This window comes from Pseudomonas putida, assembly GCF_002025705.1.
Classification (GTDB): Bacteria; Pseudomonadota; Gammaproteobacteria; order Pseudomonadales; family Pseudomonadaceae; genus Aquipseudomonas; species Aquipseudomonas putida_J.
Genome location: NZ_CP018846.1, coordinates 2859969 through 2882920 on the forward strand (window position 1 = coordinate 2859969; position 22952 = coordinate 2882920).

The 22952-nt window shown below is 65.0% G+C and carries 22 protein-coding genes; 5 read left to right on the top strand and 17 right to left on the bottom strand.

Annotated features, from left to right (window positions below):
* Positions 1-26: 26 nt before the first annotated feature.
* A complete protein-coding gene (locus tag BUQ73_RS12810; protein ID WP_079228261.1) occupies positions 27-641 on the top strand; it encodes a LysE family translocator in 615 nt (204 codons plus the stop codon).
* Here the strand turns inward: BUQ73_RS12810 and BUQ73_RS12815 are convergent.
* The gene (locus tag BUQ73_RS12815; protein ID WP_079228262.1) at positions 589-1314 is read right to left on the bottom strand and encodes a metallophosphoesterase; all 726 of its coding nucleotides are present in this window, start codon (positions 1312-1314) and stop codon (positions 589-591) included. The genes BUQ73_RS12810 and BUQ73_RS12815 overlap by 53 nt on opposite strands.
* 75 nt (positions 1315-1389) lie before the next feature.
* Here BUQ73_RS12815 and BUQ73_RS12820 point away from each other — a divergent pair, with 75 nt between their 5' ends.
* From BUQ73_RS12820 to BUQ73_RS12830, 3 genes are all read left to right on the top strand, one after another.
* Positions 1390-1905 (top strand): DUF3016 domain-containing protein, encoded by a 516-nt coding sequence (locus BUQ73_RS12820; protein ID WP_079228263.1) that lies wholly within the window; start codon positions 1390-1392, stop codon positions 1903-1905.
* A gap of 78 nt (positions 1906-1983) precedes the next feature.
* Positions 1984-2727, top strand: a complete 744-nt coding sequence (locus BUQ73_RS12825) for a carbon-nitrogen hydrolase family protein (protein ID WP_079228264.1) — start codon at positions 1984-1986, stop codon at positions 2725-2727.
* On the top strand, positions 2724-2966 hold the full coding sequence (locus tag BUQ73_RS12830; protein ID WP_079228265.1) for a hypothetical protein: 243 nt from the start codon (positions 2724-2726) through the stop codon (positions 2964-2966). The genes BUQ73_RS12825 and BUQ73_RS12830 overlap by 4 nt, the downstream gene beginning before the upstream one ends.
* A 160-nt stretch (positions 2967-3126) precedes the next feature.
* On the opposite strand, the gene BUQ73_RS12835 is transcribed toward BUQ73_RS12830, so the two are convergent.
* The 8 genes from BUQ73_RS12835 to BUQ73_RS12870 all read right to left on the bottom strand — a co-directional run bounded on the left by BUQ73_RS12835 (position 3127) and on the right by BUQ73_RS12870 (position 14599).
* Positions 3127-3627, bottom strand: coding sequence for a methylated-DNA--[protein]-cysteine S-methyltransferase (locus BUQ73_RS12835; RefSeq protein WP_079228266.1), 501 nt, complete (start codon positions 3625-3627; stop codon positions 3127-3129).
* Positions 3628-3705: 78 nt separating this feature from the next.
* Positions 3706-5352: a fatty acid--CoA ligase gene (locus BUQ73_RS12840; RefSeq protein ID WP_027919210.1), complete on the bottom strand. Its 1647-nt coding sequence runs from the start codon at positions 5350-5352 to the stop codon at positions 3706-3708.
* 11 nt (positions 5353-5363) lie between these two features.
* Entirely contained in the window at positions 5364-7133 is a 1770-nt protein-coding gene (locus BUQ73_RS12845; protein WP_079228267.1) for an acyl-CoA dehydrogenase C-terminal domain-containing protein, read from the bottom strand.
* A complete protein-coding gene (locus BUQ73_RS12850; protein WP_079228268.1) occupies positions 7126-9591 on the bottom strand; it encodes an efflux RND transporter permease subunit in 2466 nt (821 codons plus the stop codon). The genes BUQ73_RS12845 and BUQ73_RS12850 overlap by 8 nt, the downstream gene beginning before the upstream one ends.
* Positions 9591-10568: a WD40/YVTN/BNR-like repeat-containing protein gene (locus tag BUQ73_RS12855; RefSeq protein WP_079228269.1), complete on the bottom strand. Its 978-nt coding sequence runs from the start codon at positions 10566-10568 to the stop codon at positions 9591-9593. Before BUQ73_RS12855 ends, BUQ73_RS12850 begins: the two co-directional genes overlap by 1 nt.
* 22 nt (positions 10569-10590) lie before the next feature.
* Positions 10591-11949: a DUF1329 domain-containing protein gene (locus tag BUQ73_RS12860; protein ID WP_079228270.1), complete on the bottom strand. Its 1359-nt coding sequence runs from the start codon at positions 11947-11949 to the stop codon at positions 10591-10593.
* Between the two features lie 40 nt (positions 11950-11989).
* Complete coding sequence (locus BUQ73_RS12865) at positions 11990-13945, bottom strand: DUF1302 domain-containing protein (protein WP_079228271.1); 1956 nt, start codon at positions 13943-13945, stop codon at positions 11990-11992.
* 87 nt (positions 13946-14032) lie between these two features.
* Complete coding sequence (locus BUQ73_RS12870; RefSeq protein WP_079228272.1) at positions 14033-14599, bottom strand: RBBP9/YdeN family alpha/beta hydrolase; 567 nt, start codon at positions 14597-14599, stop codon at positions 14033-14035.
* A gap of 179 nt (positions 14600-14778) precedes the next feature.
* On the opposite strand from BUQ73_RS12870, the gene BUQ73_RS12875 reads away from it, so the two are divergent.
* Complete coding sequence (locus BUQ73_RS12875) at positions 14779-15789, top strand: AraC family transcriptional regulator (protein ID WP_079228273.1); 1011 nt, start codon at positions 14779-14781, stop codon at positions 15787-15789.
* Here BUQ73_RS12875 and BUQ73_RS12880 read toward each other — a convergent pair.
* The 8 genes from BUQ73_RS12880 to BUQ73_RS12915 all read right to left on the bottom strand — a co-directional run bounded on the left by BUQ73_RS12880 (position 15786) and on the right by BUQ73_RS12915 (position 22858).
* Positions 15786-16796, bottom strand: a complete 1011-nt coding sequence (locus tag BUQ73_RS12880; protein WP_079228274.1) for a YeiH family protein — start codon at positions 16794-16796, stop codon at positions 15786-15788. The genes BUQ73_RS12875 and BUQ73_RS12880 overlap by 4 nt on opposite strands.
* The gene (locus BUQ73_RS12885; protein WP_027919201.1) at positions 16793-17119 is read right to left on the bottom strand and encodes a Rieske (2Fe-2S) protein; all 327 of its coding nucleotides are present in this window, start codon (positions 17117-17119) and stop codon (positions 16793-16795) included. Before BUQ73_RS12885 ends, BUQ73_RS12880 begins: the two co-directional genes overlap by 4 nt.
* Positions 17116-17769, bottom strand: a complete 654-nt coding sequence (locus BUQ73_RS12890) for a DsbA family protein (RefSeq protein WP_079228275.1) — start codon at positions 17767-17769, stop codon at positions 17116-17118. The genes BUQ73_RS12885 and BUQ73_RS12890 overlap by 4 nt, the downstream gene beginning before the upstream one ends.
* Entirely contained in the window at positions 17766-19070 is a 1305-nt protein-coding gene (locus BUQ73_RS12895; protein WP_079228276.1) for an MFS transporter, read from the bottom strand. Before BUQ73_RS12895 ends, BUQ73_RS12890 begins: the two co-directional genes overlap by 4 nt.
* 235 nt (positions 19071-19305) lie before the next feature.
* The gene (locus tag BUQ73_RS12900) at positions 19306-20358 is read right to left on the bottom strand and encodes a 3-keto-5-aminohexanoate cleavage protein (protein ID WP_079228277.1); all 1053 of its coding nucleotides are present in this window, start codon (positions 20356-20358) and stop codon (positions 19306-19308) included.
* Between the two features lie 70 nt (positions 20359-20428).
* The gene (locus BUQ73_RS12905; protein WP_079228278.1) at positions 20429-21277 is read right to left on the bottom strand and encodes a TauD/TfdA dioxygenase family protein; all 849 of its coding nucleotides are present in this window, start codon (positions 21275-21277) and stop codon (positions 20429-20431) included.
* A 13-nt stretch (positions 21278-21290) separates the two neighbouring features.
* Entirely contained in the window at positions 21291-22271 is a 981-nt protein-coding gene (locus BUQ73_RS12910) for a quinone oxidoreductase family protein (RefSeq protein WP_079228279.1), read from the bottom strand.
* A gap of 158 nt (positions 22272-22429) precedes the next feature.
* On the bottom strand, positions 22430-22858 hold the full coding sequence (locus BUQ73_RS12915) for a MerR family transcriptional regulator (RefSeq protein ID WP_079228280.1): 429 nt from the start codon (positions 22856-22858) through the stop codon (positions 22430-22432).
* Between the last annotated feature and the right edge of the window lie 94 nt (positions 22859-22952).

The window sequence follows — 22952 nt, forward strand, 5'->3', positions numbered from 1 at the left end:
CGGCTTTCTACCCGAGAAAGCCCACCATGGAGCAGTTCCTGATCGTCGCCCTCGCCCACTTCCTCGCCCTGCTTTCACCGGGGCCAGACTTCTTCCTGGTTGCCCGCACATCGGTAGCGGCGGGTTGGCGTGTGGCCAGTGGCGCCTGCCTGGGCATCGCCCTGGCCAATGGCCTGTTCATTGCCATGGCCTTCGCCGGCCTGGCAATCCTGCGCGAAGGCAGCGTGCTGTTCATCACCCTGCAACTGGCTGGTGCCGGCTACCTGCTTTACATCGGCCTGCTGTTCCTGCGCCATGCGGGTGCTAGCGAGCTGACAGCCGTTGCTGCGCAGGGCGCAATCAATGGTTGGTGGCGTGGCCTGGGCATGGGTTTTGTGTCCGGCGTACTCAACCCGAAAAACGCGCTGTTCTACGCCAGCCTTGCCGGCATGGTGGCCAGCACCAGCGCAGGCTGGAAATGGCTCTACAGCGCCTGGATGTTCAGCGTCGTGCTGCTGTGGGACCTGCTGGTGGCCGCAGCCATTGGCAACCAGCACCTGCTACGGCGCTTCGCGCGTGCCCTGCCCTGGCTGGAGCGGGCGTCCGGGCTCATGCTGATGGTGCTGGCCGGGGCGCTGTTGATTCACCTTTTGCCGGGCTGACCAGGCGCAGGCTGGCCAGGTCCATCAGGCTGAAATGGCCACTGGCCCAGCCGCCGGTGTCAAGGTGCCAGACATTGCCCAGCTGCTTGGCATGCATCACCGGCGTATGGCCCACCAGCAAGGCACGCAGGCCTGCCACGGCCTCGGAGTTGCCCTCTTTCAGGCGCTGACGCGACCATTGGCAAACCTCGCGAACGCCAGCGTCGTCTTCAAACAGCAGGCTATCGCGCAATGCATGCCAGTCGTTGAACGGGCTGTCGGCATGCAGCAGGCCGATCAGGCCGGCTACTGTCTGTACCTCCAGGGCAATCGGCAACTGCAGGAACCGTTCGACAAATACCGCCTGCTGCTCCTTGGGCATGTCGATGAACCAGCCACCACCCGCTGCACGGTACATGTCCAGATCCAGGCGCCCGCCATAAAGGCACGTGATCGCCAGCGACTCATGGTTGCCCTGCACTGCATGGAACCAGGGCTGAGCCAGCCACCACAGGCATTCTTCACTGTGCGGCCCGCGGTCGACCAGGTCGCCGACGCTGAACAGCCGGTCTACCGCCGGGTCGAAACCCACCGCATCCAGGCACTGCTGCAACCGCCGGAAATGCCCGTGAATATCGCCCACGGCCAGGTCACGTCCCTTGCTGTTGGCGGCTACCCGCCGAAACCGGCTCATTACAATGTTCCTCTGCTGCCGCGCCCTGGCAGGCGTAAAATGAAGCGACACGCAGCTCGCCCCCGGAGGTGCATCATGCGTAACGCTCTTGTGTGTGCCGTGCTCGTGGCGCTGTCATTCAACAGCATGGCACAAGGCACCCCGCCTGCGCAGGTCGAGGTGCGTTTCGACCACCCGGAAAAATTCCGCGACGCCAGCCTCGATGGCCCAGGCTATGAGCGCGGCGCCGACCCTTACGTGATGAAAACCCTGACCGAGTACCTGCAGAAACTCGGCCAGCGCTACCTGCAACCCGGCCAGCAACTGGTCATCGACATCCGCGACATCGACCTGGCCGGCCGTTACGAACCCTGGCATAGCCAGGCCTACGATGTGCGCTACATGCGGGACATCACCTGGCCGACCATCGACCTGAGCTACACCCTGAGCCAGCCCGACAAGCCCGACCAACAAGCCCAGGAGCGGGTCAGTGACAAGATGTACCTGAGCCGCCCAGGCCGTGCCTCCCACAGCAGCGACCGCCTGTATGCGGAAAAGGCCATGCTCGACGACTGGTTCCGCCAACGTTTCGGCCCGCACTCGACGTCCTGAAGCGCCCCCCGGCTGGCACAGGCGAGTGTGCCGGGGGTATGCTCGGCCCTTGGACCTGTACCAGGGAAGGAACGCACCATGAAACTCTGTGCCGTACAACTGGCGTCGCGCAAAGGCGACCTGGCGGGCAACCTGGCCCGCCATCTGCGCTGCATCGAACAAGCCGCGGCACTGGGCGCCGAGCTTGTGGTGTTTCCGGAATTGTCGTTGACCGGCTACGAACCGACCCTGGCGCGGCAGGTGGCGCTGCCGCTGACTTCTGCCCGGCTGCAGCCGTTGCAGGCGCTTTGTGACCAGCTCTCGATCAGCGTTGCCGTGGGGCTGCCACTGCCGACCGCCGAGGGCATTCGCATCGGCATGCCCATCCTGCGCCCGGGGCTGCCACCCCTGGCGTACGCCAAGCAGCGCCTGCACGATGACGAGCGGCCGTTCTTCACCCCTGGTGATCAAGCCCTGGTGTTCGAAGCCGGGCAGCTGCAGGTCGCCCCGGCCATCTGCTATGAGTCGATGTTCATCGAACATGCCGCGCAGGCCCATGCGCTGGGTGCCGAACTGTACCTGGTCAGCGTGGCCAAAACCGCCAAAGGCATCCGCGAAGGCAACGAGCATTACCCGGAAGTGGCACGCACCCTGGGCATTCCGGTGTTGCTGGCCAACTGCGTCGGGCCGGCCGACACCTTCATCGGTGCTGGCGGCTCTGCGGCCTGGGACAGCCAAGGCAACCTGCTGGCGGCGCTGGATGACAAGGCTGAAGGCCTCATCCTGCTGGATACCGCCAGCAACCTCGCGCTTGGCGTGCCGCTGGAGGGTTGTGCTGTATGAAGTACGTGCTTTCAGTGCTGGCCAGTTTTTCCCTGACCTACTACATGACCGGCCTGTTGATCAGGAGCCAGCTGGCAGCGATTGCCAGGGGCTTGCGACACCGGCCTGATGCACCAACGCCAGGGGAGTACCTGCGTGAAGTGCGGCCACATGCCCGCCGTGCGCGTCGCCAGTACACACTGCTGGCGGGCTCGGTGATGACGCTGCTTGTTTGCCTGCTGGTGAGCTGCTTCAGTTAATCCTGAAGGCAGGCGCGAACTTTGTAGGAGCGGCCTTGTGTCGCGAAAGGGGCGCGAAGCGGCCCCAGGTTTTCAGCTTCGCACTAGAAATTGCAGGGGCCGCTTCGCAGCCCTATCGCGACACAAGGCCGCTCCTACAAAAACAGCGCTGGCCTGAAACTTACAGGTCCAGGGCCATGCTCTGCCGTCCTTCCAGCGCCAGCAGATACTGCTTGGCCGGCAAACCACCGGCAAACCCGGTCAGGTTCCCGGATGCACCGATCACCCGGTGACACGGGGCAATGATCGAGATCGGGTTGCGCCCGTTGGCCGCACCAACCGCGCGCACGGCACTGGGGTTGCCGATCTGCCGGGCGATATCGCTGTAGCTGCGGGTCTGGCCAAAGGGAATGGTCAGCAAGGCCGCCCACACCTGGCGCTGGAACTCGGTACCGGCGAAGTCCAGCGCCAGCTCGAAGCGCTGGCGCGTGCCGGCGAAGTACTCACCCAGCTGGCGGGCCGTTTCGCACAACATCGGGTGGCGGTCATCGCGGTGCAGTTCGCCAAGCCGCACGCGGTTCTCACGTTCCTCCTCCCACAGCACGGCGGCGAGGCACTCGCCGCGCGCCACCAGGGTCAGGGTGCCGACCGGAGACGACATGAAAGTAAAGGCGCTGGACATCTGAGTTCCTTACGGCAAACCAGTTTCAGCGCACTTTAACGTTGCCCGCCCCCCGCTGCACTCGCTTTCTTGCGCAGGTTATTCGGTAAGCAAGGCCTGCCGGATCAGCTTCTTGTCGACCTTGCCCACGCTGGTTTTCGGGATTTGCTCAACACAGCGTATCTGCCGTGGAATCGCCCACTTGTTCAGCTGGCCGCTGTTGACGAAGGGCTGCAGGTGCGCAGCCAGTGCCGCCGCGTCCAGTTGCCGGCCGTCGCTGCACACCAGCAATGCCAGCGGTTGCTCGCCCCACTGCGGGTCGGGCACGCCGATCACGGCCACCGCCTCGACGGCCGGGTGCTGGCTTATCAGGCTTTCCAGTTCGACCGAGCTGATCCACTCGCCACCGGTCTTGATCACATCCTTGATCCGGTCGCGGATGCGCACCACGCCGCCCGCGTCGATGCAGGCCAGGTCGCCGGTGTGCAGCCAGCCGTCACGCCATAGCGCAGCGCCTTGCTCTGGCTCGTTGAGGTAGCCCTGGGTCAACCATGGCGCACGCACCACCACTTCACCCAGACGTTCGCCATCGTGAGGCACGTCCAGGCCTGCGTCATCGACAATACGTAGGTCAACCAGCACGATCGGCACCCCGGCGTTGATGCGCAGCGGCACCTGCTCGGTCACGGGCAATGCCAGGTCCTGCGCGCCCAGGCGGGTGACGCTTAGCAGCGGGCAGCTTTCCGACATGCCATAGCCACAGTGCACTCGAATGCCGCGGTGGCTGGCCCGTTGTGCCAGCCCTACGGTCAGCGCGCTGCCGCCAAGCAGCATCTTCCAGCCGACCAGGTCGGTACGCCGGCCCTCGTCGCTGTCGAGCATCATCTGCAGCACGGTCGGCACGCAGTGCGAGAAGGTAACGCCCTCTTCCCGATACAGCCGCACCAGGCGATTGGGCTCGTAGCGCCCCGGGTAGACCTGCTTGATGCCCAGCGCCGTGGCCACATAGGGCACACCCCAGGCATGCACATGGAACATCGGCGTGATCGGCATGTACACATCGCCTTCACGCAACAGTGGCTCGGCACCGCAGGCAGCCAGGGTGGCCTGCTCGGCCAGGGTGTGCAGCACCAGCTGGCGATGGCTGAAGTACACGCCCTTCGGGTGGCCGGTGGTACCGGTGGTGTAGAACAGTGTCGCCAGGGAATGCTCGTCGAAATCAGGGAAGTCGAAGCTGGCGCCAGCCGCGCCCAGCAACGCCTCATACTCGCCCAGCGTGGGCAGTGTCGGCTGATCACAGGCACCATCGCTGAGGCGGATGAAGCCTTGCACGGTTGGCAGCTCATCGCGCAGTTGCGCCATCAGCGGCAGGAAATCGTCATGCACCAGTACCAGCCGGTCTTCGGCATGGTTCATGGTGTAGCGGACCTGCTCGGCGGACAGCCGCACGTTCACCGTGTGCAACACCGCCCCGAGCATCGGTACGGCAAAGAAGCACTCCAGGGCGCGGTGGCTGTCCCAGTCGAGCAAGGCGACGGTATCGCCTGGCTTGACCCCGGCCTCGGTGAGCACATTGGCCAGGCGCTGGATGCGCTCGATCAGCGTCGTGTAGCTGTAGCGCAGCTTGTCGGCGTAGACGATTTCCTGGTTCGGCCGGTAGCGCACGCCAGACAGCAGCAGGCGCTTGATCAGCAGTGGGTAGCCATAGGCCTGCTCGGCGGCCGGCATGATACGGGTGGTGGTCATCGTGGCATCCTTCACAGCAGGTCGGCATCAAGCAGGTACAGGCTGTGGCTACCCGCCTTGACGCTGGCACTCAGCGAGTGGATGCGCGGTAGCAGGCGCGCGAAGTAGAACCGCGCGGTGCCCAGCTTGCTCTGGTGGAACGGCTCGGGCTGCTCCGTGTTCATGGCGGCTTCGGCCATGCGTGCCCACAGGTAGGCATAAAGCGTGTAACCAAACACCTGCAGGTATTCCACTGAAGCGGCACCTATCTCCCGCGGGTCGCCCTGGCCACGGTCGAGGACCCAGGCAGTGAGCTCGTCCAGGTTGTGCATGGCCGCCAGCAGCGGCGTGCCGAATTCGCTCGGCAAGGTCTCGGCGTACGCGCAGATCTCGGCCGACAGCGTACGGTACGCCTGGCCGCCATCGCCCAGCAGCTTGCGCCCTACCAGGTCAAGGGCCTGGATGCCGTTGGCGCCTTCGTAGATCTGAGTGATGCGGCAGTCGCGAATCAGCTGTTCCTGGCCCCATTCGCGGATGTAGCCATGGCCACCGAATACCTGCTGGCCATGCACGGTGGTTTCCAGGCCCATGTCGGTGAGGAAGGCCTTGGCCACCGGCGTCAGCAAGGCTACCTTGGCCTCGGCCAGGCGGCGGGCGCCGGCGTCTTCGCTGTACTTGGCCAGGTCCAGTTGCAACGCCACGTAGGTGGAGAATGCCCGCCCGCCTTCGTTCAACGCCTTCATGGTCAACAGCATGCGCCGCACATCCGGGTGAACGACGATCGGGTCGGCCGCCTGCCCGGGTGCCTGGGCACCGGTCGGGGCACGCCCCTGTTGGCGGTCACGGGCATAGGCGATGGCGTTCTGGTAGGAGCGCTCGCCCAGGGCCAGGCCCTGGATACCGACGCCCAGGCGCTCGTAGTTCATCATGGTGAACATGGCGTTGAGGCCCTTGTTCGGCTCGCCGACCAGGTAGCCGATGGCGCCGTCGAAGTTCATCACGCAGGTGGCCGAGGCCTTGATGCCCATCTTGTGCTCGATGGAGCCACAGCTGACGGCATTGGTCTCGCCCAGCATACCCTCGTCGTCGACCAGCACCTTCGGCACCAGGAACAACGAAATGCCTTTGGCCCCTGCAGGTGCGTCGGGCAAGCGCGCCAGCACCAGGTGGATGATGTTCTCGCTCAGGTCCTGTTCACCACCGGTAATGAAGATCTTCGTGCCGCTGACCCGGTAGCGGCCATCGGCTGCTGGTTCCGCGCGGGTGCGCAGCAGGCCGAGGTCGGTACCGCAGTGTGGCTCGGTCAGGCACATCGAGCCGGTCCAGCGCCCCTCATACATTGGCGGCAGGTAACGGGCCTTGAGCGGTTCGCTGGCATGGTTGAGCAGTGACAGGCAGGCGCCTGCAGTGAGCATCGGGTACAGGCCGAACGACAGGTTGGCGGCATTAAGCATTTCTTCGAGCTGGGCGCCAATGACCTTCGGCATGCCCATGCCGCCGTATTCCGGTGCGCCTGCAACACCCACCCAGCCATCTTCGGCGAACGCCCGATAGGCGCTGGCAAAACCTTCAGGGGTCATCACGCGGCCGTTTTCCCAGCGGCAACCCTGTTCGTCGCCACTGCGGTTGAGCGGCGCCACCACGTCGGCAATCAGCTTGCCGGCCTGCTCGAGCACAGCCCGGGCAGTGTCGGCGTCGACCTGCTCAACCAGCGCCGGGGTCTGCGCCCACCAGGCCGGGATATCGAACACTTCGTTGAACAGGAAATCCATGTCGCGCAGTGGCGGAAGGTAATCAGACATGAGGCGAACACTCGGTTGCTTGGGTTGACGAACGTGACGCGGCAGGCGCCCGGCTGGCCGCCGGGGCGCCATGGCCACGCAAGAGGAAGTGCGACAGCGCCGGGATCAACACCAGCGCGCCGAGCATGTTCCAGAGGAACATGAAGGTCAGCAGCAGGCCCATGTCGGCCTGGAACTTGATCGGCGACCAGGCCCAACCGACCACGCCGGCTGCCAGGGTGATACCCACCAGGCCAACGACCCGGCCGGTGAAGGCCACGGCCTTCTGATAAGCCAGCGCCAGCGGCAGGCCGGCCCGCTGGTGATGCAGCTGCACGCTGAGCAGGTACAACGCGTAGTCGACGCCAATCCCCACGCCCAGGGCGATCACCGGCAAGGTAGCGACCTTGACGCCGATGCCCAGGGCCACCATCAGCGCTTCGCACAGCAGCGAGGTGAGCATCAGCGGCAGGATCGCCACCAGGGTGGCGCGCCAGCTGCGGAAGGTGAACAGGCAGAACACGGTGACGGCCAGGTACACCAGCAACAGCATGCGGTGGTTGGCCTCGCGCACGACGATGTTGGTGGCGGCCTCGATCCCGGCGCTGCCGGCTGCCAGCAGGAACTGGCGGTCCTCGCCGCTGTTGGCCTGGGCGAAACGCTCGGCGGTGGCGGCAACTTGTGCCAGGGTGTCGGCGCGGTGGTCCTTGAGGTAGGCGATCACCGGCATCAGCGAGCAGTCGTTGTTGAACAACTCCGGGGTGTTGACCGAAGCCTGCTGGGCCGCGTAGTTGAGCACGTCCTGGTTGCGCTGCAGGCTGTTCAGGCGCGGGTTGCCCTCGTAGGTGCCGGCGGTGATCTGGCGCACCGCATTGGCCAGCGACAGCGTGGTCTGTACCCCAGGCAACTGCTGCAGCTCCCAGGCCAGGCGGTCGGCCAGCACCAGCGTCTGGTAACGCAGGCAACCTTCCGGCGGCGTCTTGACCATTACCGCGAAGGTGTCGCTGCTGAGCGCGTAGTGGCTGGTGATGAAGCCGTTGTCGCGGTTGTAGCGCGAGTCGGCGCGCAGCTCCGGGGCACCGCTGTCGAGGTCACCGATCTTCAGCTGCAGGCTGCCCCAGACACCGATGCCCGCGAGCACCGCGGCCACCAGCAAGGCGCCCGTGGCCCACTTGCGCTCGGTGAAGCGGTCGAGCAGGTCCCACAGCCGGCCGAAGCCACGGTGCTGCGCTGCGCGGGCATCGATGTACAGCGCGCGCTCGGCGGCCTTGCGGCCCACGCCGACATACGACAGCGCCACCGGCATCAGCAACAGCGAGGTGAAGATCAGTACCGCCACGCCAATGCTGGCGGTGATGGCCAGGTCCTGGATCACCGGGATGTCGATCAGCATCAGCACGGCAAAGCCCACCGCGTCCGCCAGCAGCGCGGTGACCCCGGCCACGAACAGGCGGCGGAAGGTGTAGCGCGCGGCAATCTGCCGGTGGGTGCCGCGGCCGATGTCCTGGAGGATGCCGTTCATCTTCTGCGCGGCGTGGGACACGCCGATGGCGAAGATCAGGAACGGCACCAGGATCGAGTACGGGTCGATGGCATAGCCCAGCCAGGCGACGATGCCCAGCTGCCAGACCACCGCCGTCAGCGAACACAGCACCACCAGCAAGGTGCTGCGCACGCAGCGGGTGTACAGGTAGATGATCACCAGGCTGGTGACCACGGCCAGGGCAAAGAACGCCATCACCTGGATCAGCCCGTCAATCAGGTCACCCATCAGCTTGGCGAAGCCGATCACGTGGATCTGGTACTGGCCGCTGGCCTGGTACTGGCTGCGCAGGTGTTCGAGCTTTTGCGAGAAGGCGTGGTAGTCGATGCCTTTGCCGGTGGCCGAATCCTGGTCCAGCAGCGGCACGATCAGCATGCTCGACTTGAAATCCCGGGCCACCAGGCTGCCGACAATATTCGCCCGCTCGATGTTCTGCCGCAGCTGTTCGATGTCGGCGGCCGCCCCCTGGTAGCCGTCAGGCATCACCGGGCCGCCCTGGAAGCCTTCTTCGGTGACTTCGGTCCAGCGCACCGCCGGGCTCCACAGCGATTTCATCCACGCGCGGTCGACACCCTCACTGAGGAACAGCTCGTCGTTGATCTGGCGCAGGGTCTGCAGGTAGTCAGGGTCGAAGATATCGCCGTGGGTGTTCTCCACCACCACCCGCACCGAGTTGCCCAGGCCGCGCAACGATGGGCGGTTCTCCAGGTAGTTCTGGATGTAGGGGTGGCTCTGCGGCAGCATCTTCTCGAAGCTGGGGCGCAGTTCCAGGCGGGTCAGTGCCATGTAGCCCAGCACCAGGGTGGTCAGCAGCATGCACAGCACGAAGGCCAGGCGGTGGTTGAACACCAGGCGTTCGAGGCGATTGCCCGAACGGGGGTCGAAGTCGGCGAGGTTATGGATCACCGGCAGTGGATCTTGGCGAATATCGGCCATCAGGGTCTTCTCTCGTCGAAGGTGCGCACGCCCCGCTCGCCCACCAGTACCAGGCCGGTACCGGCGTCGTCGGCAAGCGCGGTCACCGGGCCGCGTATGGCTTGTGGCTGCAGGTTGAAGCTGGCGCCGCCGTCGCGGCTGAGCAGCAGGTCGCCGGCCTGGCTGGCCAGCCATACATTGCCGTCGGCGGTCAGGCTGGCTGCCGTCAGGCTGGTCTTCACGCCACTGCTGACCGGCTGCCACTGCTGGCCGCCGTCCGTGCTGCGGTAGGCATTGCCACGCAAGCCGTAGATCACCAGCAGCCCGGGTTTGCCCACGGCACCGAACAAGGTGCCGGCATAGGGCGTCGGCACCTGGGTGAAACGCTCGCCAGCGGCATCCAGTTTGAGCAACAGGCCCTGCTCGCCGGTGATGTACAACGCGTCACCGACGGGCGCCAGGCTGGTCAGGTGCAAGCCTTGCGGGTTGTCGCTGTGGTCTTGCCACGGCAACCAGTGCTGGCCACCGTCCTCGGTGCGCAGCAACAGGTTGAACAGGCCCACGGCATAGCCATGCTGGTCATCGCTGAACCACACATCGAGCAAGGTGCTGTCGGTGCCATCGGCCAGTGCCCGGCCATCGAGCTGCTTTTCCCAGTGCTGGCCGCCATCGTGGCTGTGCAGCACCACACCGTCGTTGCCCACTGCCCAGCCGTGCTGGGCAGTGGCGAAGCTGACGGCATTGAGGTCGGCGCTGACCGGCACCTGGGCCTGCTGCCAGTGCGCGCCATGGTCGTCGGAGTACAGGATGTGGCCACGCGGGCCCACCGCCACCAGGCGCTCACCGGCCCGGGTCACATCACGCAGCGCACTGGTTGTGGCCAGTGCACTAGGCATGGCTGGCAGGTCCAGCACATCGGTGAAGGGCGCCGCCTGGGCGGCGCCTTGCAGCGCAGCCCAGAACAGCATCGCCACGCTGCATCGTTTGAAGACAGACATTGCGGACCTCTGCGCCATGCGCTCAGCGGATGCCGTTGCCGGCCAGCGATTCAGGCGACCATTGGGCCTTGGACAGCGGGTCGATGTAGCGGATACCGCCATAGGCACCAACCACGCCGTTGAGGTTGTAGGTGCCGCCGACCAGGTCGTAGATCATGAACGGCGTGGCATCCGGGGTCTGCTTGTCGTAGCTCTGGGTCAGGAAGGCGAACGAGCCACGGTACAACTGACCGCGGGCGTCATACTGGTCGGAGGCCAGGGCGACCCAGCTGTCCTCGTCGAGGTAGAAGCGGCGCTTGTGATAGATGTGCCGCGCACCGTCCTTGAGCTTGCCTTCCACCACCCACACGCGGTGTTTCTCCCAGCGCACGAACTGCGGGGCGAGGTGGTTGGGGGTGATCAGCTGCTTGACGTCGGTGTTGTAGGTGAGCTGGTAGGTGTTGTACGGCACGTACATTTCCTGCTTGCCGACCAGGGTCCAGTCGTAGCGGTCCAGGGCGCCGTTGAAGACGAACACGTCATCGTAGGTGCCGGAACCCGAAGTACCTGGGTTGGGCGTGTCGTAGGCCAGGTTCGGTGCCAGCTTGACCCGGCGCTGCCCAGGCAGGTACTGCCAGGCGCTGCGTGGCTGCACCAGCGGGTTGGCGGCATCACGCAGCATCATCGCTTCGCCGGCGCGGCGGGCGGGGCCGGTGTACACCAGTTTCATCTGGTAGTAGGTGTCCTTGGCGCCGATCGGCTTGTTCATGTCTTCGTAGATCGGGTAGCTGATGTTGGCCTGGCCGGTGGTCGACAGCGAAGGTTTGCCGGCCGCGTCGACGTTCCACGAGTCGTACTTGGCGGTCATGCTCACGCCCTGGTAGCGCAGCAGGAAGTTCCACATCGCCTCAGCGCCGTTTTGCGGGATCGGGAACGGGATACCCGGCAGCACGTTGTCCACTGCAGTGCCGCCCTCCTGGCTCTTGGCGCCGGTGGCGTTCTTCAAGGTGTTGGCCAGCACCGCCTGGGGCAGCGCCACGCTGCGGTGGGTCGGGTAGACATCGACGCGCATGCTCGGGAAGCGCTTGAGCAGCTCAAGGGTGGTTGCCGTCAGCTGGCCTTTGTACTGCTCGGCGTTCTTGCCATCAATGACCAGCAGCGGCTTTTCGTTGGCGAAGGGGTCCGGGCGCATGCTGGCACCGCTCTGGTAGCTGGCCGGCGGCGTCTGCAGGCCGCCCTGGTAGGCGGGGATCGAGCCATCGGCATTGGCAGCCTGCTCCGCGCCCAGGGTTGTCAGGCTCTTGCCCAGCTTGGCAGCCTGGTCAGGGGATACTGCGGCGTGGGCCGCGTTGAGGGCAGCCAGCGACAGGCACGTGGCCAACAGGGTGTTCACGTATTTCATGATTGTTGTTTTCCTGTGGAGTCTGTGGGGGGGACAGGTCTCAGAACGTGGTCTTGAGGGTCAGGTACAGGGCGCCACGGTCTTCGGTGGTGGCACCACCGCCGGAGAAGGAGGCATAGCCGCCGCCGTAGCAGGTGTAGTCCTGTTCGCCATCGAGGGCGTTCGGCGTGCTGCCGTCGGTCTGGCCATCCTTGCAGGACTGGGTCTTGCCGAAGCTGTCGACGTACTTGAGGTCGACGAAGTACTGGTTGTAGATGGCGGCGCTGACGCCGACCGCATAGTTGCCAGTGTCCTTGGCACCACCGCCCTGCACCGGTGATACGCCATCGATGCCGACGTTGACCGACAGCGGCATGCTCAGGTCGATGCCTGGCATTACCTGGAACCAGGTGGGGGTGAAGTTGACGGCAATGCCCCAGTTGTCACGGGTCGGCTGGTCGATGCCGCGGTAGCTGCTCTTGCCCTTGTACAGCGCCTCGTTGTGGCCATCGAGCTTGAGCAGGTTGCTGTAGAACAGCTCGCCGAGCAGGGTCGCCGAGTCGAACAGCGGCGTGTTGCCGATGGTCATCAGGCCGTTGAGGGTCCAGTGCAGGGTCTCGCCGGTGGCGCTCAGGCTATCGCCGTCCTTGGGCACGTCGTAGATCACCCCGCTGCTCGCCAGGCGTGGCGGCAACAGGCCAAAGCCGCCGCCCAGGCCGGCGGTGCCGGGAGAACTGACGATGGCCGGGATGCTCGCCAGGGGCATGTGCTGGCGGATGTTGAGGTCGCTGCCGACGCTGACACCGCCGATATCCTTGGACAGGCTCAGGCCGTAGATGTCGATGTCGTCGGAATAGGCAAACTGGTACGTGGTGCTCTGCAGCGAGTTGTACAGGTTACCGATCGCGCCCTGGCGGCTGGCCGGCGGGGTACCGAACGGGCCCTGGGCCACCGTCATGCCGCGTGCGTCGAGCCAGGCCTGGGGCAGGATCTCGGACGTCTTGCGGTAGTAGAAGCCCAGGGTGCCGCCAAGCCACTCGGGTGACCACTTGGCCATGACGCCCCAGTCGCCGCTGTTGCGCGGGGTCAGGTCGTCGCCACGGCGGATGGTGGTCAGCGCGCCGCGCACCGGGATCAAGCCCGGGGTGCCGGTGTGGCCAAGCAGGAAGCTCTGGGCGCCCTCGCCCACCACGTCGGAGCCACCGTAGTAAGTGCCGGCCTCCGGCAGGCGCGCGGCATCCCAGTCGAAGAAGTACTGGGCGCCCAGGGTCAGTTCGGGGTTGACCATGAACGAAGTGGACAACTGGTTGCGCGGTACGAACAGCTCCTTGGCTTCGGTACCTGGCGAGGCCGCCAGCTTGGCCAGGTCCAGCCCGGACTGGCCGTAGCTCAGCGAATGCACCGGGTTGAGCAGCGTTTCACCCCAGAACAGGTTGTGCTGGCCGACCTTGGCGCTGATTTGCGATTCCTCGCCCACATCGCGGCTGAAGAACACGAAGGCATCCAGTACTTCGCCAGACGGGCCGCTGTAGTAGCGCTGGGCATAGTTGCTCAGGTGCGGGCTGCCCAGCGGCACGCCGGTGCCCGGCAGGCCGTTGAGGCTGGGGTTGATGCCAGACTGGTCACCGTTGCCGTTGACGAACGGGTTGCTGTTGGAGCCGGTATTGTCATAGGCCTTGTCGTACCAGCTGGCGGTGCTGACACGAAAGCCGGTGTTGCCCTGGTAGACCACGTCCAGCTCGGTCAGCAGGTCGAGCCGGTTGGTGACCGTGGTGCCAGCCTTGCGGAAGTTGTAGTCGCCGTCGTTGCTGTTGGGCGTGCCCAGCATGCGCTTGTCGGCGCTTTCGGTGCGCACGCCATAGTTGTACTTGACCGTGTTGTCGAAGCGCACGGCCCAGTCTTCGCTACCGGTAGTGACTTCGAAGGCTTGCGCGCCAGGCAGGCTGAGCAGGCTGATGGCGCAGGCGAGCAGGCAGCGCTGTGGCTTCACAGCACGGTGAATGCGGTGTTCTGGCATTACGATGACTCCACTTATTGTTTTTGTTGTTTTGGGCTTGCCCGTCATCTGCGGGCTTGGCCTGGGCATCCGTGCGCGGTTGGCAGATCAGTGGTCCAGGCGGCGAATCAGGTTTTCGGCCAGCGGCCAGGGGCCGAAGCCGGCAGCAGGGTTGAGGTGGCCGACCGCGCCCAGGGCGACCAGCTCGCTGCCCCAGGCCTGGGCCATGGCCCCTGCGGCGTCGAAACTGGCCAGGTGGTCGTTGCTGCTGGCGGCGACAATGCTGGGGAACGGCAGCGGCGCCATCGGCAAAGGCGACCAGCCCTGCTCGGCCAAGCTTTGCGGGCTGGGGTAATGGGCAGGCCATTGGGCGTGCAAGTCAGGCGGAGCTGCCAGCAGTGCGCCTTTGATCGGCCGTTGGTAACGGGCCGCCCAGTGGGCCACCATCAACACGCCTGCGCTATGCGCCACCAACAGCACCTCACCGTCGATCCGCTCCAGCTCGCGCTGGATGGCTTCGACGCGCGCGCTGCAGCTGAGCCCGTCGACCTGCAGCGGTGGCACGCTGCGAACCTTGGCCAGGCGCGCTTCCAGCAGGGTTTGCCAATGCTCGCTGACATGCTCGCGCAAGCCAGGGATGATCAGCACGGTGGCAGTGGTTTGCAGTTTTTCCACGTCGGGACCTCGGCTTGGATCGGGTACGAGGTTCACAGTAATCAGGGGCCTCGACGGGTGCTTCACATTGCGCGTCAGTGGCTTTTCATTTGATGACAAGGCCCAGGTTCGGGCTTGTGCTTCTCAATTGACGACACGCACGCTATAACTCACAGACCGCCTGACGGAAAACAATAAAAATGCCCGCCCTTGTCCGTGCCGCCAGCCTCACCAACTACCTCGAAGTGTCCCGCCACGTGGGCCTGAACCCCAACGCCCTGCTCGCCCAGGTTGGCCTGAGCGCAGCACTGCTCGAAGACCCCAACCGGCGTATTCCGGCGGCCAACGTGATTACCTTGCTGGAAGAATCGGCGCGTGCCAGCGGTTGCGAAACCTTCGGCCTGCGCATGGCCGAATCGCGCCAGCTCTCGGACTTCGGCGAGATCAGCCTGCTGCTCAGCCACCAGCGCAGCCTGCGCGACGCCCTGCAAGTGATCGTGCAGTACCGCCATCTGCTCAACGACGCGCTGGCCATCCATGTCGAGGAAGCCGGCAAGACGGTCATCATTCGCGAAGAAGTGATCAATGAGCGGGCACCGTGCAGCCGCCAGGCCACTGAGCTGGCCATCGGCGTGATGCTGCGCCTGTGTGCGGCGCTGCTGGGTGCCCAGTGGCACCCGATCAGTGCCAACTTCACCCATGCCGCACCCGCCGACCTGGCTATCCACCGGCGGATCTTCGGCTGCAAGCTGGTGTTCGGCAGCGAGTTCAACGGCATTGTCTGCCCCGCCGCCGACCTCGACAGTGCCAGCCCGCAGGCCAACGAAGCCATGGCGCGGCTGGCACGGCGCTACCTGGACACACTGCCGGCTGGCGGCACACCATCACTGGAGCTGGAGCTGCGCAAGACCATCTACCTGCTGCTGCCCATGGGCCGCGCCACCATCGAGCAGGTGGCGCAAACCCAGGGCATGAATGTGCGCACCCTGCAACGGCGCCTGGAAGAAGACGGGCTGACGTTCAAGGACATGATCAACAACGTGCGCCGCGACCTGGTGATGCGCTACCTGGAGAACCCTAGCTATTCGCTGGGGCGCATCGCCGACATGCTCGGTTACTCGATGCCCAGTTCGTTCACCCGCTGGTTCATCGCCCAGTTCGGCATGCCGCCAGCCAGCTGGCGGGCTCAGCATGCCGAACAGGCGCCTTAAAGGCCCCAGTGCATCAGGGCCAGCACCAGCAGCACGAGGAACACGCTTTCCCCCACCATCAGCGCGATGGGCTTGAGCCCCACCGAAGCCAGGGCCTTGAGCTGGGTTTTCATGCCCAAGGCGCTGATGGCCACCACCAGGCAGCCGCGCGATAGGTCATTGATACCGCCCTGTACCGCCGATGACACCCAGCCGGTACTGTTGACGCAGGCCAGCAGCACGAAACCGACGGCAAACCACGGCAGCAACGGCGGGCGCTGGCCGCTGGCATCCAGGCCCTGGCGGCGGGTGATCATCGCCGCACAGACAATCACCGGCAGCAACATGGCCACGCGCATCAGCTTGACCACCGTGGCGATGTCGCCGGTTTCGGTGGACATGCTGTAACCGGCGCCGACCACCTGGGCCACGTCGTGGATGGTCGCCCCCAGGAATACCCCGGCCTGCCCCGGCGGCAAATGCAGCCACTGGGCGATCATCGGGTAAAGGATCATCGCCAGGGTCGACAACGCCGACACGCCGATCACCGTGAACAGCGTGGCGTGTTCCTTGCGCGGGTGCTGGGGTAGCGCCGCCGCCAGTGCCAACGCCGCCGAGGCGCCGCAGATGGCCGTGGCACCCCCGGTCAGCAGGCCGAACAACCGGGAAAAGCCCAGCGCCTTGGCTGCAATCACCGACACCACGATGGTCACCAGTACCAGGAGGACCACCAGCGCTACCGGTTTCCAGCCAAGGCTGGCGATCTGGCCGAGGGTAATGCGCATGCCCAGCAGCGCCACGCCCAGGCGCAGCACGCCCCGTGCGGTGAACTCGATGCCGGCCTTGCACGGTCCGTCGACGGCGAGAAAGTTCAGTGCCATGCCCAGCAACAAGGCAAACAACATGACCGGGGCCGCATAGTGCTCGCTGAGAAAACTCGCCGCCGCACCCACGATCAGGCTGACTGCAACGCCTGGGGCCAAGGTGCGAATGCGTTGCTGTGCCGCCGTCACTACCAGCGTGCTCATTGCCCGCCCTCCTCGTCATCCAGCACGATGTACACCTGCTGGCCCTGGCATTCGACCCGGTAACTATTGACCTTCAACGCCGTTGAGTTGAGCAGGTAGCCGCTGGCCAGGTCGAAGCGCAGGCCATGGGCGCAGCACTGGATGACCCGCCCCTCCAGACGCCCGCCGCACAGCGAGGCACCCTGGTGCGGGCAACTGTCGTCGATCGCATACAGGGTATCGGCCACATTGAACACGGCCAGGCTCTTGCCGTGGCTCTCGACCAGCACGCGCGCGTTGCGCTCGGGGACCTGGCTCGCGGCCAGGGCGATACGCCGGGTCATGCCGGCACCTGCACGTGCAAGGCTTCAAGCATTGCCGCCAACAGCACCTCGGCCGGTTGCGCACCGGCAATCAGGCGGCCCTCATTGAAGCGAAAACGCGGCACCGCGCTGCCCGCGCGCCCGGCACCGTCGAGGAACGGGCTGCCATCGTCACGCAGGCAGTCGGCCACTTGCGCCGCCTCCAGCCCGCAGGACTGGGCAATGGCAAGCAGCACCCGGCTGTCGCCCAGGTCGCGGCCCTGATGGAAATAGGCAATGAACATCTGCGCCAGCATGGCTTCGAGCTGCGCGGCGCCGAGCAGGCTGGACGCCCGTTGCAACAGGCGGTGGGCATTGGCGGTGTTGGGCATGCGGCGGATGCGCGTGAAGTCGATGTCTTCACCCACCACGCTGGCTGCTGCGCGCACCTGCGCCTGTCGCTCGCGCACGGCCTGCTCGCTGCCCAGCCGTTGTACATAGAACGCATGGAATGGCAGGCCATTGGCAGGCAGGCCGGGCAGCAGCTGCACACCGCGCCACTGCAGTTCCACCTGTACTTGTGGCTGCTCGCGCTGCAGCAACAACAGCGCAGCTTGCAATTGCCGCTGACCGATCAGGCACCACGGGCAAATGAAATCGAACAATACTTCGACGGACAACGTCTGTTTCACGAACTCAACTCCTCGGTACGGCTGACCGGTGCTTGCAGACGTTCCATGTCGCGGTGGTAATGGCGTTTGGCGATGAAGAACACCGCAGCGGCGGCGATGCTCACCAGCGGTACCAGCTGGAACGCGGCGTGCAAGCCGATCAGGTCGGACACCCGCCCGGTGATCAGCGGGCCGGTGGCCAGGCCCAGCAGGTTGTTGGCCAGGGTCAGGGTGGCGAAGGCAGTGCCGTGCACGGCGGCGTGGGTCAGGTTGGCGACCATGGCGCTGGACGGGCCGTTGGTGCCGACGGCGATCATCATGCCCAGGCAGATCAGCACCAGTTGCGCAGTGCCCGCCGGCAGCGCAAAGGCCACCGACAGCAGCAGGCAGCTGCCCAGGCAATAGCCGATGGCCAGGCTGATCTTGCGGTCCGGGCGCTGGCGGCCCAGGCGGTCGCAGAGCATCGCGCAGAGGATCGTGCCAATGCCGCTGAACAGCACGATCACGGCGGCGATGGCCCCAGCGCGATCAGTGCCCATGGCGTAGTAACGGTTCAGGTAGCTTGGCATCCAGACAATGACCGTGCCGCCAACGAACAGCTGCAGGCCACTGCCGATGTAGGCGGCGATCACCGAGCGCGATCCATACAGGGTGCGCAGCGGGCGACTGGCCTTGGTCAGGCCCTGCCCGGTGCATCTGGGCGCGATGCGGGCTTCCTTGACGATCAGCGGGTACAGCAGCGCCAGCACCAGGCCGAACAGGGCCATGCCGGCAAACGCCCAGCGCCAGCCCAGGTGCTGGGCCAGGATGCCGCCCAGGGCCATGCCCAGCACCGAGCCGAACATGCCACCGGCCATGAAGGCGCCGGCCAGGGTCGAGCGCATGTCGCGGGGGAAGACCGCCACCACCACGGCAATGCCGACGCTGCCGTAGGCGGCCTCGCCGACACCCACGAGGAAGCGGGCAATGAACATCTGCGGGTAGTTTTCTGCCAGGGCGCAGCCCAGGGTTGCCAGGCTCCACAGCACAGCCATCAGCACCAGGCTGCGGACCCGGCCGAAGCGGTCGGCCAGCAAGGACAACGGGAAAGTCAGCAGGCCGACCATCAGTGCGACGATGCCACTGAGCAGGCCGAGCTGGCTGTCGCTCAGGGCCCACTCGCCCTTGAGCAGCGGGAACACGGCATTGAGCACCTGGCGCGACATGTAGTCAGAGATCAACAGGCCGAAAGTCAGGGCGAAGACGACCCAGGCATAGCGCCGGGGGACGCTGTGCGTGGTGTCGGTGCCGGGTGCTTCGGCACTGGCGAGATAGGTGGCCATGGTGCCTCCTCGGGATTCTGTATTGTTTTTGTTCTTATGGGATGTAGACCGAAAAACGCACTGCCCTTGTAGGAGCGGCCTTGCCGGGGCGCCGGACCGGTCGGAAAGGGCTGCGCAGCAGCCCCAACAATTCATCCACCAACGCTGAATCATTGGGGCCGCTTTGCGGCCCTTTCCGACCGGTCCGGCGCCCCGGCAAGGCCGCACCCACAAAGATCGCCTCCGGGGCTTGCAATCAGGCCCGCTGCGGAACGCCCTTCTGGCCGGGCTGGCGGTTCGGCGCCATGCCGTTGGCCTTGAGCGTCTGCTCGATGCTGGTGTACTGCTCGCCAATGCGGTAAATCGCCCGGGCCTCTTTGCCGTTGGCCACTTCACGACCCAGCTCATGGGCCACGCGCACGGTCTGCTGAATTTGCTGCACCGAGCCGAAGCGCTTGCCGTGCTGGTCGATGATGGTGTCTTCGTTGCCGCAGCGTGGGTGCAGGCCCATGGCCAAGGCCATGGTGTTGAACGGCAGTACGTTCTTGAGCAGCGATTCGGCCGTCAGCGTGCAGCCATCTGGCGCGCGGTGGATGAAATTGAAGAAGTTGAACGGGTTGGGGCCGTCGAAACCGCCACCGATGCCGATCCAGGTCAGGTTCAGCGGGCCCATGTAGTCGCCACGGCGCACGATGCGCTCGAGGGTTTCCAGGGCATGCATGCCGGTCAGCTGGAAGTGCGGTTGGATGCCACTGGCCTGCAACCGGCGCAGGTGTTCGCGGACCCAGGCCGGGCCGGCGGGCACGGTCATTTCGCTGTAGGCGGCATGGATCGCCGGGTGAGCCAGGGAGGTGCCTTCCAGATACTCCGGATACAGCAGCTCCATGATGTTCATCTGTGTGGTGTTGATCGCCACGGTCACCTGATCAGGGCGTGGGGTCAGCTCGGCGAGCATGTGCCGGGTGTCGTCGGACAGCCACTTGGCCGCCTCGCCTTCGCCCTCAGGCGCAAAGGAAATCGAACCACCCACCTGGATGATCATGTCCGGTACCGCTTCACGCACACCGGCGATCAGCTCGTTGAACTTGGACAGGCGCTTGGAACCCTTGCCGTCCAGTTCGCGCACATGCAGGTGCAGCACGGTGGCGCCGGCTTCATAGCAATCGACGGCCTTCTGTACCTGCTCGTCCATGGTCAGCGGGATGTCTTCGGGGAAGTCCTCGGGCATCCACTCCGGGCCATACGGGGCGACCGTGATTACCACCTTTTCCATGTTTTCCGGGTGCAACGAATCATCGAAGAATTGCATGCAGTAGTCCTCGCTATTGTTATTGTGCTGTGCGCCGCGCGCGCGTGAATGTGTGTGTGCGGCGGATGACTCAGAAGGTGCGGCTGCCCTTGATCCCCGCGCGTTCCATCTTGCGGTGGCACGGTGGGTAGTCCATGACCGCGTAATGCTGGGTGCTGCGGTTGTCCCAGATGGCCACGCTGTTGGGCTTCCAGCGCCAGCGCACCTGATACTCGGGCAGGTAGGCCTGGCTGACCAGGTAGCGCAACAGGTCGGCAGCGCCGGGGTTGGCGTCCTGGCCGAAGCGCACGCGCTGGGGCGTGTGGTAGTTGCTGAAGTGGGTGGTGAAGGCATTGACGAACAGCACCTGCTCGCCGGTCTCCGGGTGGGTACGCACCACCGGGTGTTCGGCATCGGGGAACTGCGCCTTGAGCGCCAGGCGCTTTTCGATCGGCATGGCAGCGCCGAAACTGGCTTCGATACTGTGGCGTGCGCGCAGGCCTTCGATCTTGGCTTTCACGTCGCCTGGCAGGTTCTCGAAGGCCAGCACCATGTTCGCCCACATCGTGTCGCCGCCCACCGGCGGGCACTCGACGCAGCGCAGCACGCAGCCCATGGGCGGTGCCTCGCGCCAGGTGGCGTCGGTGTGCCAGGCGTTTTCATAACGGTCGTTGGGCTGGTCGGGGCGTTTGTAGATCTGCACCAGGCCGGGGTGCTCCGGGTCGCTGCCGGCCACTGGGTGGTCTTCCAGCTCGCCAAAGCGCCGGGCAAACGCCACGTGTTCGGCACGGCTGAAGTGCTGGTCGCGCAGGAACAGCACACGGTGCCTGAGCAACTGCGCGCGCAGTTGCTCGAACAGGTCGTCGTCGTGGATCGCGTCAGCCAGGTTGACGCCGCTTATCTCGGCGCCGATCGCACAGGTCAGTTGTTCGATGTGCATGCTGTTGCCCTCTTCAGATGACGAAGATCGACGAGCCGGTGGTCCTGCGTGCTTCCAGGTCGCGATGGGCCTGGACGGCGTCCTGCAGTGCATAGTGCTGGTTGATTTCGATGCGGATGCGGCCACTGCTGACATGGCCGAACAGTTCGCCGGCCAGCTCGGCCTTTTCCGCAGGGTCGGCGATGAAGTCGGCCAGCGCCGGGCGGGTCAGCTGCAGCGAGCCCTTGATCGCCAGCAACTGTGGGTCGAACGGCGGGATGGTGCCGGAGGCGGTACCTACGCACACCATCAGGCCACGGCGCTTGAGCGAATCGAGCGAGCCCATGAAGGTGTTCTTGCCAACGCTGTCGAATACCACGTTGACGCCGACGCCATCGGTAAGCTCACGCACCCGGCTGGCCACGTCCTCGACACTGTAATTGATGATCTGATTGCAGCCATGGGCACGGGCAACCTCAGCCTTGGCCTCGGTGGATACCGTGCCGATCACGTTCAGCCCCAGCAGCCGCGCCCACTGTGCGACGATCAGGCCAACGCCACCCGCCGCCGCATGCAGCAGCACCGTGTCGCCGGGCTTGAAGTCATACAGCCGGCGCATCAGGTAAGCGGCGGTCAGGCCGCGCATGGTCATGGCGGCGGCAGTCTCGAAGGCGATGGTCTCCGGCAGTTTGATCAGCGCAGTAGCAGGGATCAGCCGTTCGGTGCAATACGCACCAAGGGTGTTGAGAAAGCCGGTGTAGGTGACCCGGTCACCCACCGCTACCTGGGTCACGCCCTCACCTACCGCCTGCACCACACCGGACGCTTCCACACCAATGCCATTGGGCAGCGGGATCGGGTAGGTGCCATTGCGAAAATAGGTGTCGGCATAGTTCAGGCCAACCGCCACCTGACGCAGGCGCACCTGCCCCGGGCCGGGCTCACCGACCTCGGCATCCTCGTAGCGCAGCACTTCGGGGCCACCGGTCTGATGGAAACGTACGACTTTGGACATGCTTGTCTCTCCAATCATCGATCTGGACGCAGGGCGTCAGTTCTGGGTAATTGGAATGTAAGCGCTCGGGGGGCGGGGTGCTTCGCATCGGGCGACAGCGGGTTTTCATTTGATGACAGATCGCCGGGCCTGGGGCTGCAATCTTTCCTTGATGATGATCAGCGATGCGCCTTGTCGGTCTCGCCTTCCTGCCACCCGGTAATCAGGCGCTGGGCATTTTCGTCGCAGTCGATGCCCTGCGGCTTGTTCTCCATGCCAGCGATCACTGCCAGCAGTTGCGCGCGGTTCTGCGCCAGGCGCACCTGCATCGCTTCGATCTCGGCGACCTTGCGCTTGAGGCTCGCCAGCAAAAGCTCATGTCGCCCAGCGCCGGCGCCAGATGCAGCGCTGGTCAGTTTGCGCATCTCCTCCAGGCTGAACCCGGCCTGCTGGCCACAGGTGATGATTTCTAGCGACCTCACCACCTGCTCCGGGTAATCCCGATAACCGTTGCCCAAGCGCCGGGCCTCGATCAGCCCGCTGGCTTCATAGAAACGAATGCGCGATGCGCTTAGGCCCGTGCGCCGGGCCAGTTCACCAATTTTCATGTGGGTTGAAATTCTCTGTTGACCTTAAGGTTTACTTTAACCTTAGCCTTCTCCAAAACCCAACCCGCCCGACGCCCGGCGCTACCTTGGAGAA

Bases quoted from the DNA above. Each gene is read 5' to 3' on its own strand.
- BUQ73_RS12845 (WP_079228267.1), bottom strand. From the start codon at position 7,133: ATGTCTGATTACCTTCCGCCACTGCGCGACATGGATTTCCTGTTCAAC.
- BUQ73_RS12840 (WP_027919210.1), bottom strand. From the start codon at position 5,352: ATGACCACCACCCGTATCATGCCGGCCGCCGAGCAGGCCTATGGCTAC.
- BUQ73_RS12860 (WP_079228270.1), bottom strand. From the start codon at position 11,949: ATGAAATACGTGAACACCCTGTTGGCCACGTGCCTGTCGCTGGCTGCC.
- BUQ73_RS12910 (WP_079228279.1), bottom strand. From the start codon at position 22,271: ATGTCCAAAGTCGTACGTTTCCATCAGACCGGTGGCCCCGAAGTGCTG.
- BUQ73_RS12865 (WP_079228271.1), bottom strand. From the start codon at position 13,945: ATGCCAGAACACCGCATTCACCGTGCTGTGAAGCCACAGCGCTGCCTG.
- BUQ73_RS12815 (WP_079228262.1), bottom strand. From the start codon at position 1,314: ATGAGCCGGTTTCGGCGGGTAGCCGCCAACAGCAAGGGACGTGACCTG.
- BUQ73_RS12830 (WP_079228265.1), top strand. From the start codon at position 2,724: ATGAAGTACGTGCTTTCAGTGCTGGCCAGTTTTTCCCTGACCTACTAC.
- BUQ73_RS12905 (WP_079228278.1), bottom strand. From the start codon at position 21,277: ATGCACATCGAACAACTGACCTGTGCGATCGGCGCCGAGATAAGCGGC.
- BUQ73_RS12855 (WP_079228269.1), bottom strand. From the start codon at position 10,568: ATGTCTGTCTTCAAACGATGCAGCGTGGCGATGCTGTTCTGGGCTGCG.
- BUQ73_RS12820 (WP_079228263.1), top strand. From the start codon at position 1,390: ATGCGTAACGCTCTTGTGTGTGCCGTGCTCGTGGCGCTGTCATTCAAC.
- BUQ73_RS12810 (WP_079228261.1), top strand. From the start codon at position 27: ATGGAGCAGTTCCTGATCGTCGCCCTCGCCCACTTCCTCGCCCTGCTT.
- BUQ73_RS12915 (WP_079228280.1), bottom strand. From the start codon at position 22,858: ATGAAAATTGGTGAACTGGCCCGGCGCACGGGCCTAAGCGCATCGCGC.
- BUQ73_RS12850 (WP_079228268.1), bottom strand. From the start codon at position 9,591: ATGGCCGATATTCGCCAAGATCCACTGCCGGTGATCCATAACCTCGCC.
- BUQ73_RS12875 (WP_079228273.1), top strand. From the start codon at position 14,779: ATGCCCGCCCTTGTCCGTGCCGCCAGCCTCACCAACTACCTCGAAGTG.
- BUQ73_RS12900 (WP_079228277.1), bottom strand. From the start codon at position 20,358: ATGCAATTCTTCGATGATTCGTTGCACCCGGAAAACATGGAAAAGGTG.
- BUQ73_RS12895 (WP_079228276.1), bottom strand. From the start codon at position 19,070: ATGGCCACCTATCTCGCCAGTGCCGAAGCACCCGGCACCGACACCACG.
- BUQ73_RS12835 (WP_079228266.1), bottom strand. From the start codon at position 3,627: ATGTCCAGCGCCTTTACTTTCATGTCGTCTCCGGTCGGCACCCTGACC.
- BUQ73_RS12885 (WP_027919201.1), bottom strand. From the start codon at position 17,119: ATGACCCGGCGTATCGCCCTGGCCGCGAGCCAGGTCCCCGAGCGCAAC.
- BUQ73_RS12825 (WP_079228264.1), top strand. From the start codon at position 1,984: ATGAAACTCTGTGCCGTACAACTGGCGTCGCGCAAAGGCGACCTGGCG.
- BUQ73_RS12880 (WP_079228274.1), bottom strand. From the start codon at position 16,796: ATGAGCACGCTGGTAGTGACGGCGGCACAGCAACGCATTCGCACCTTG.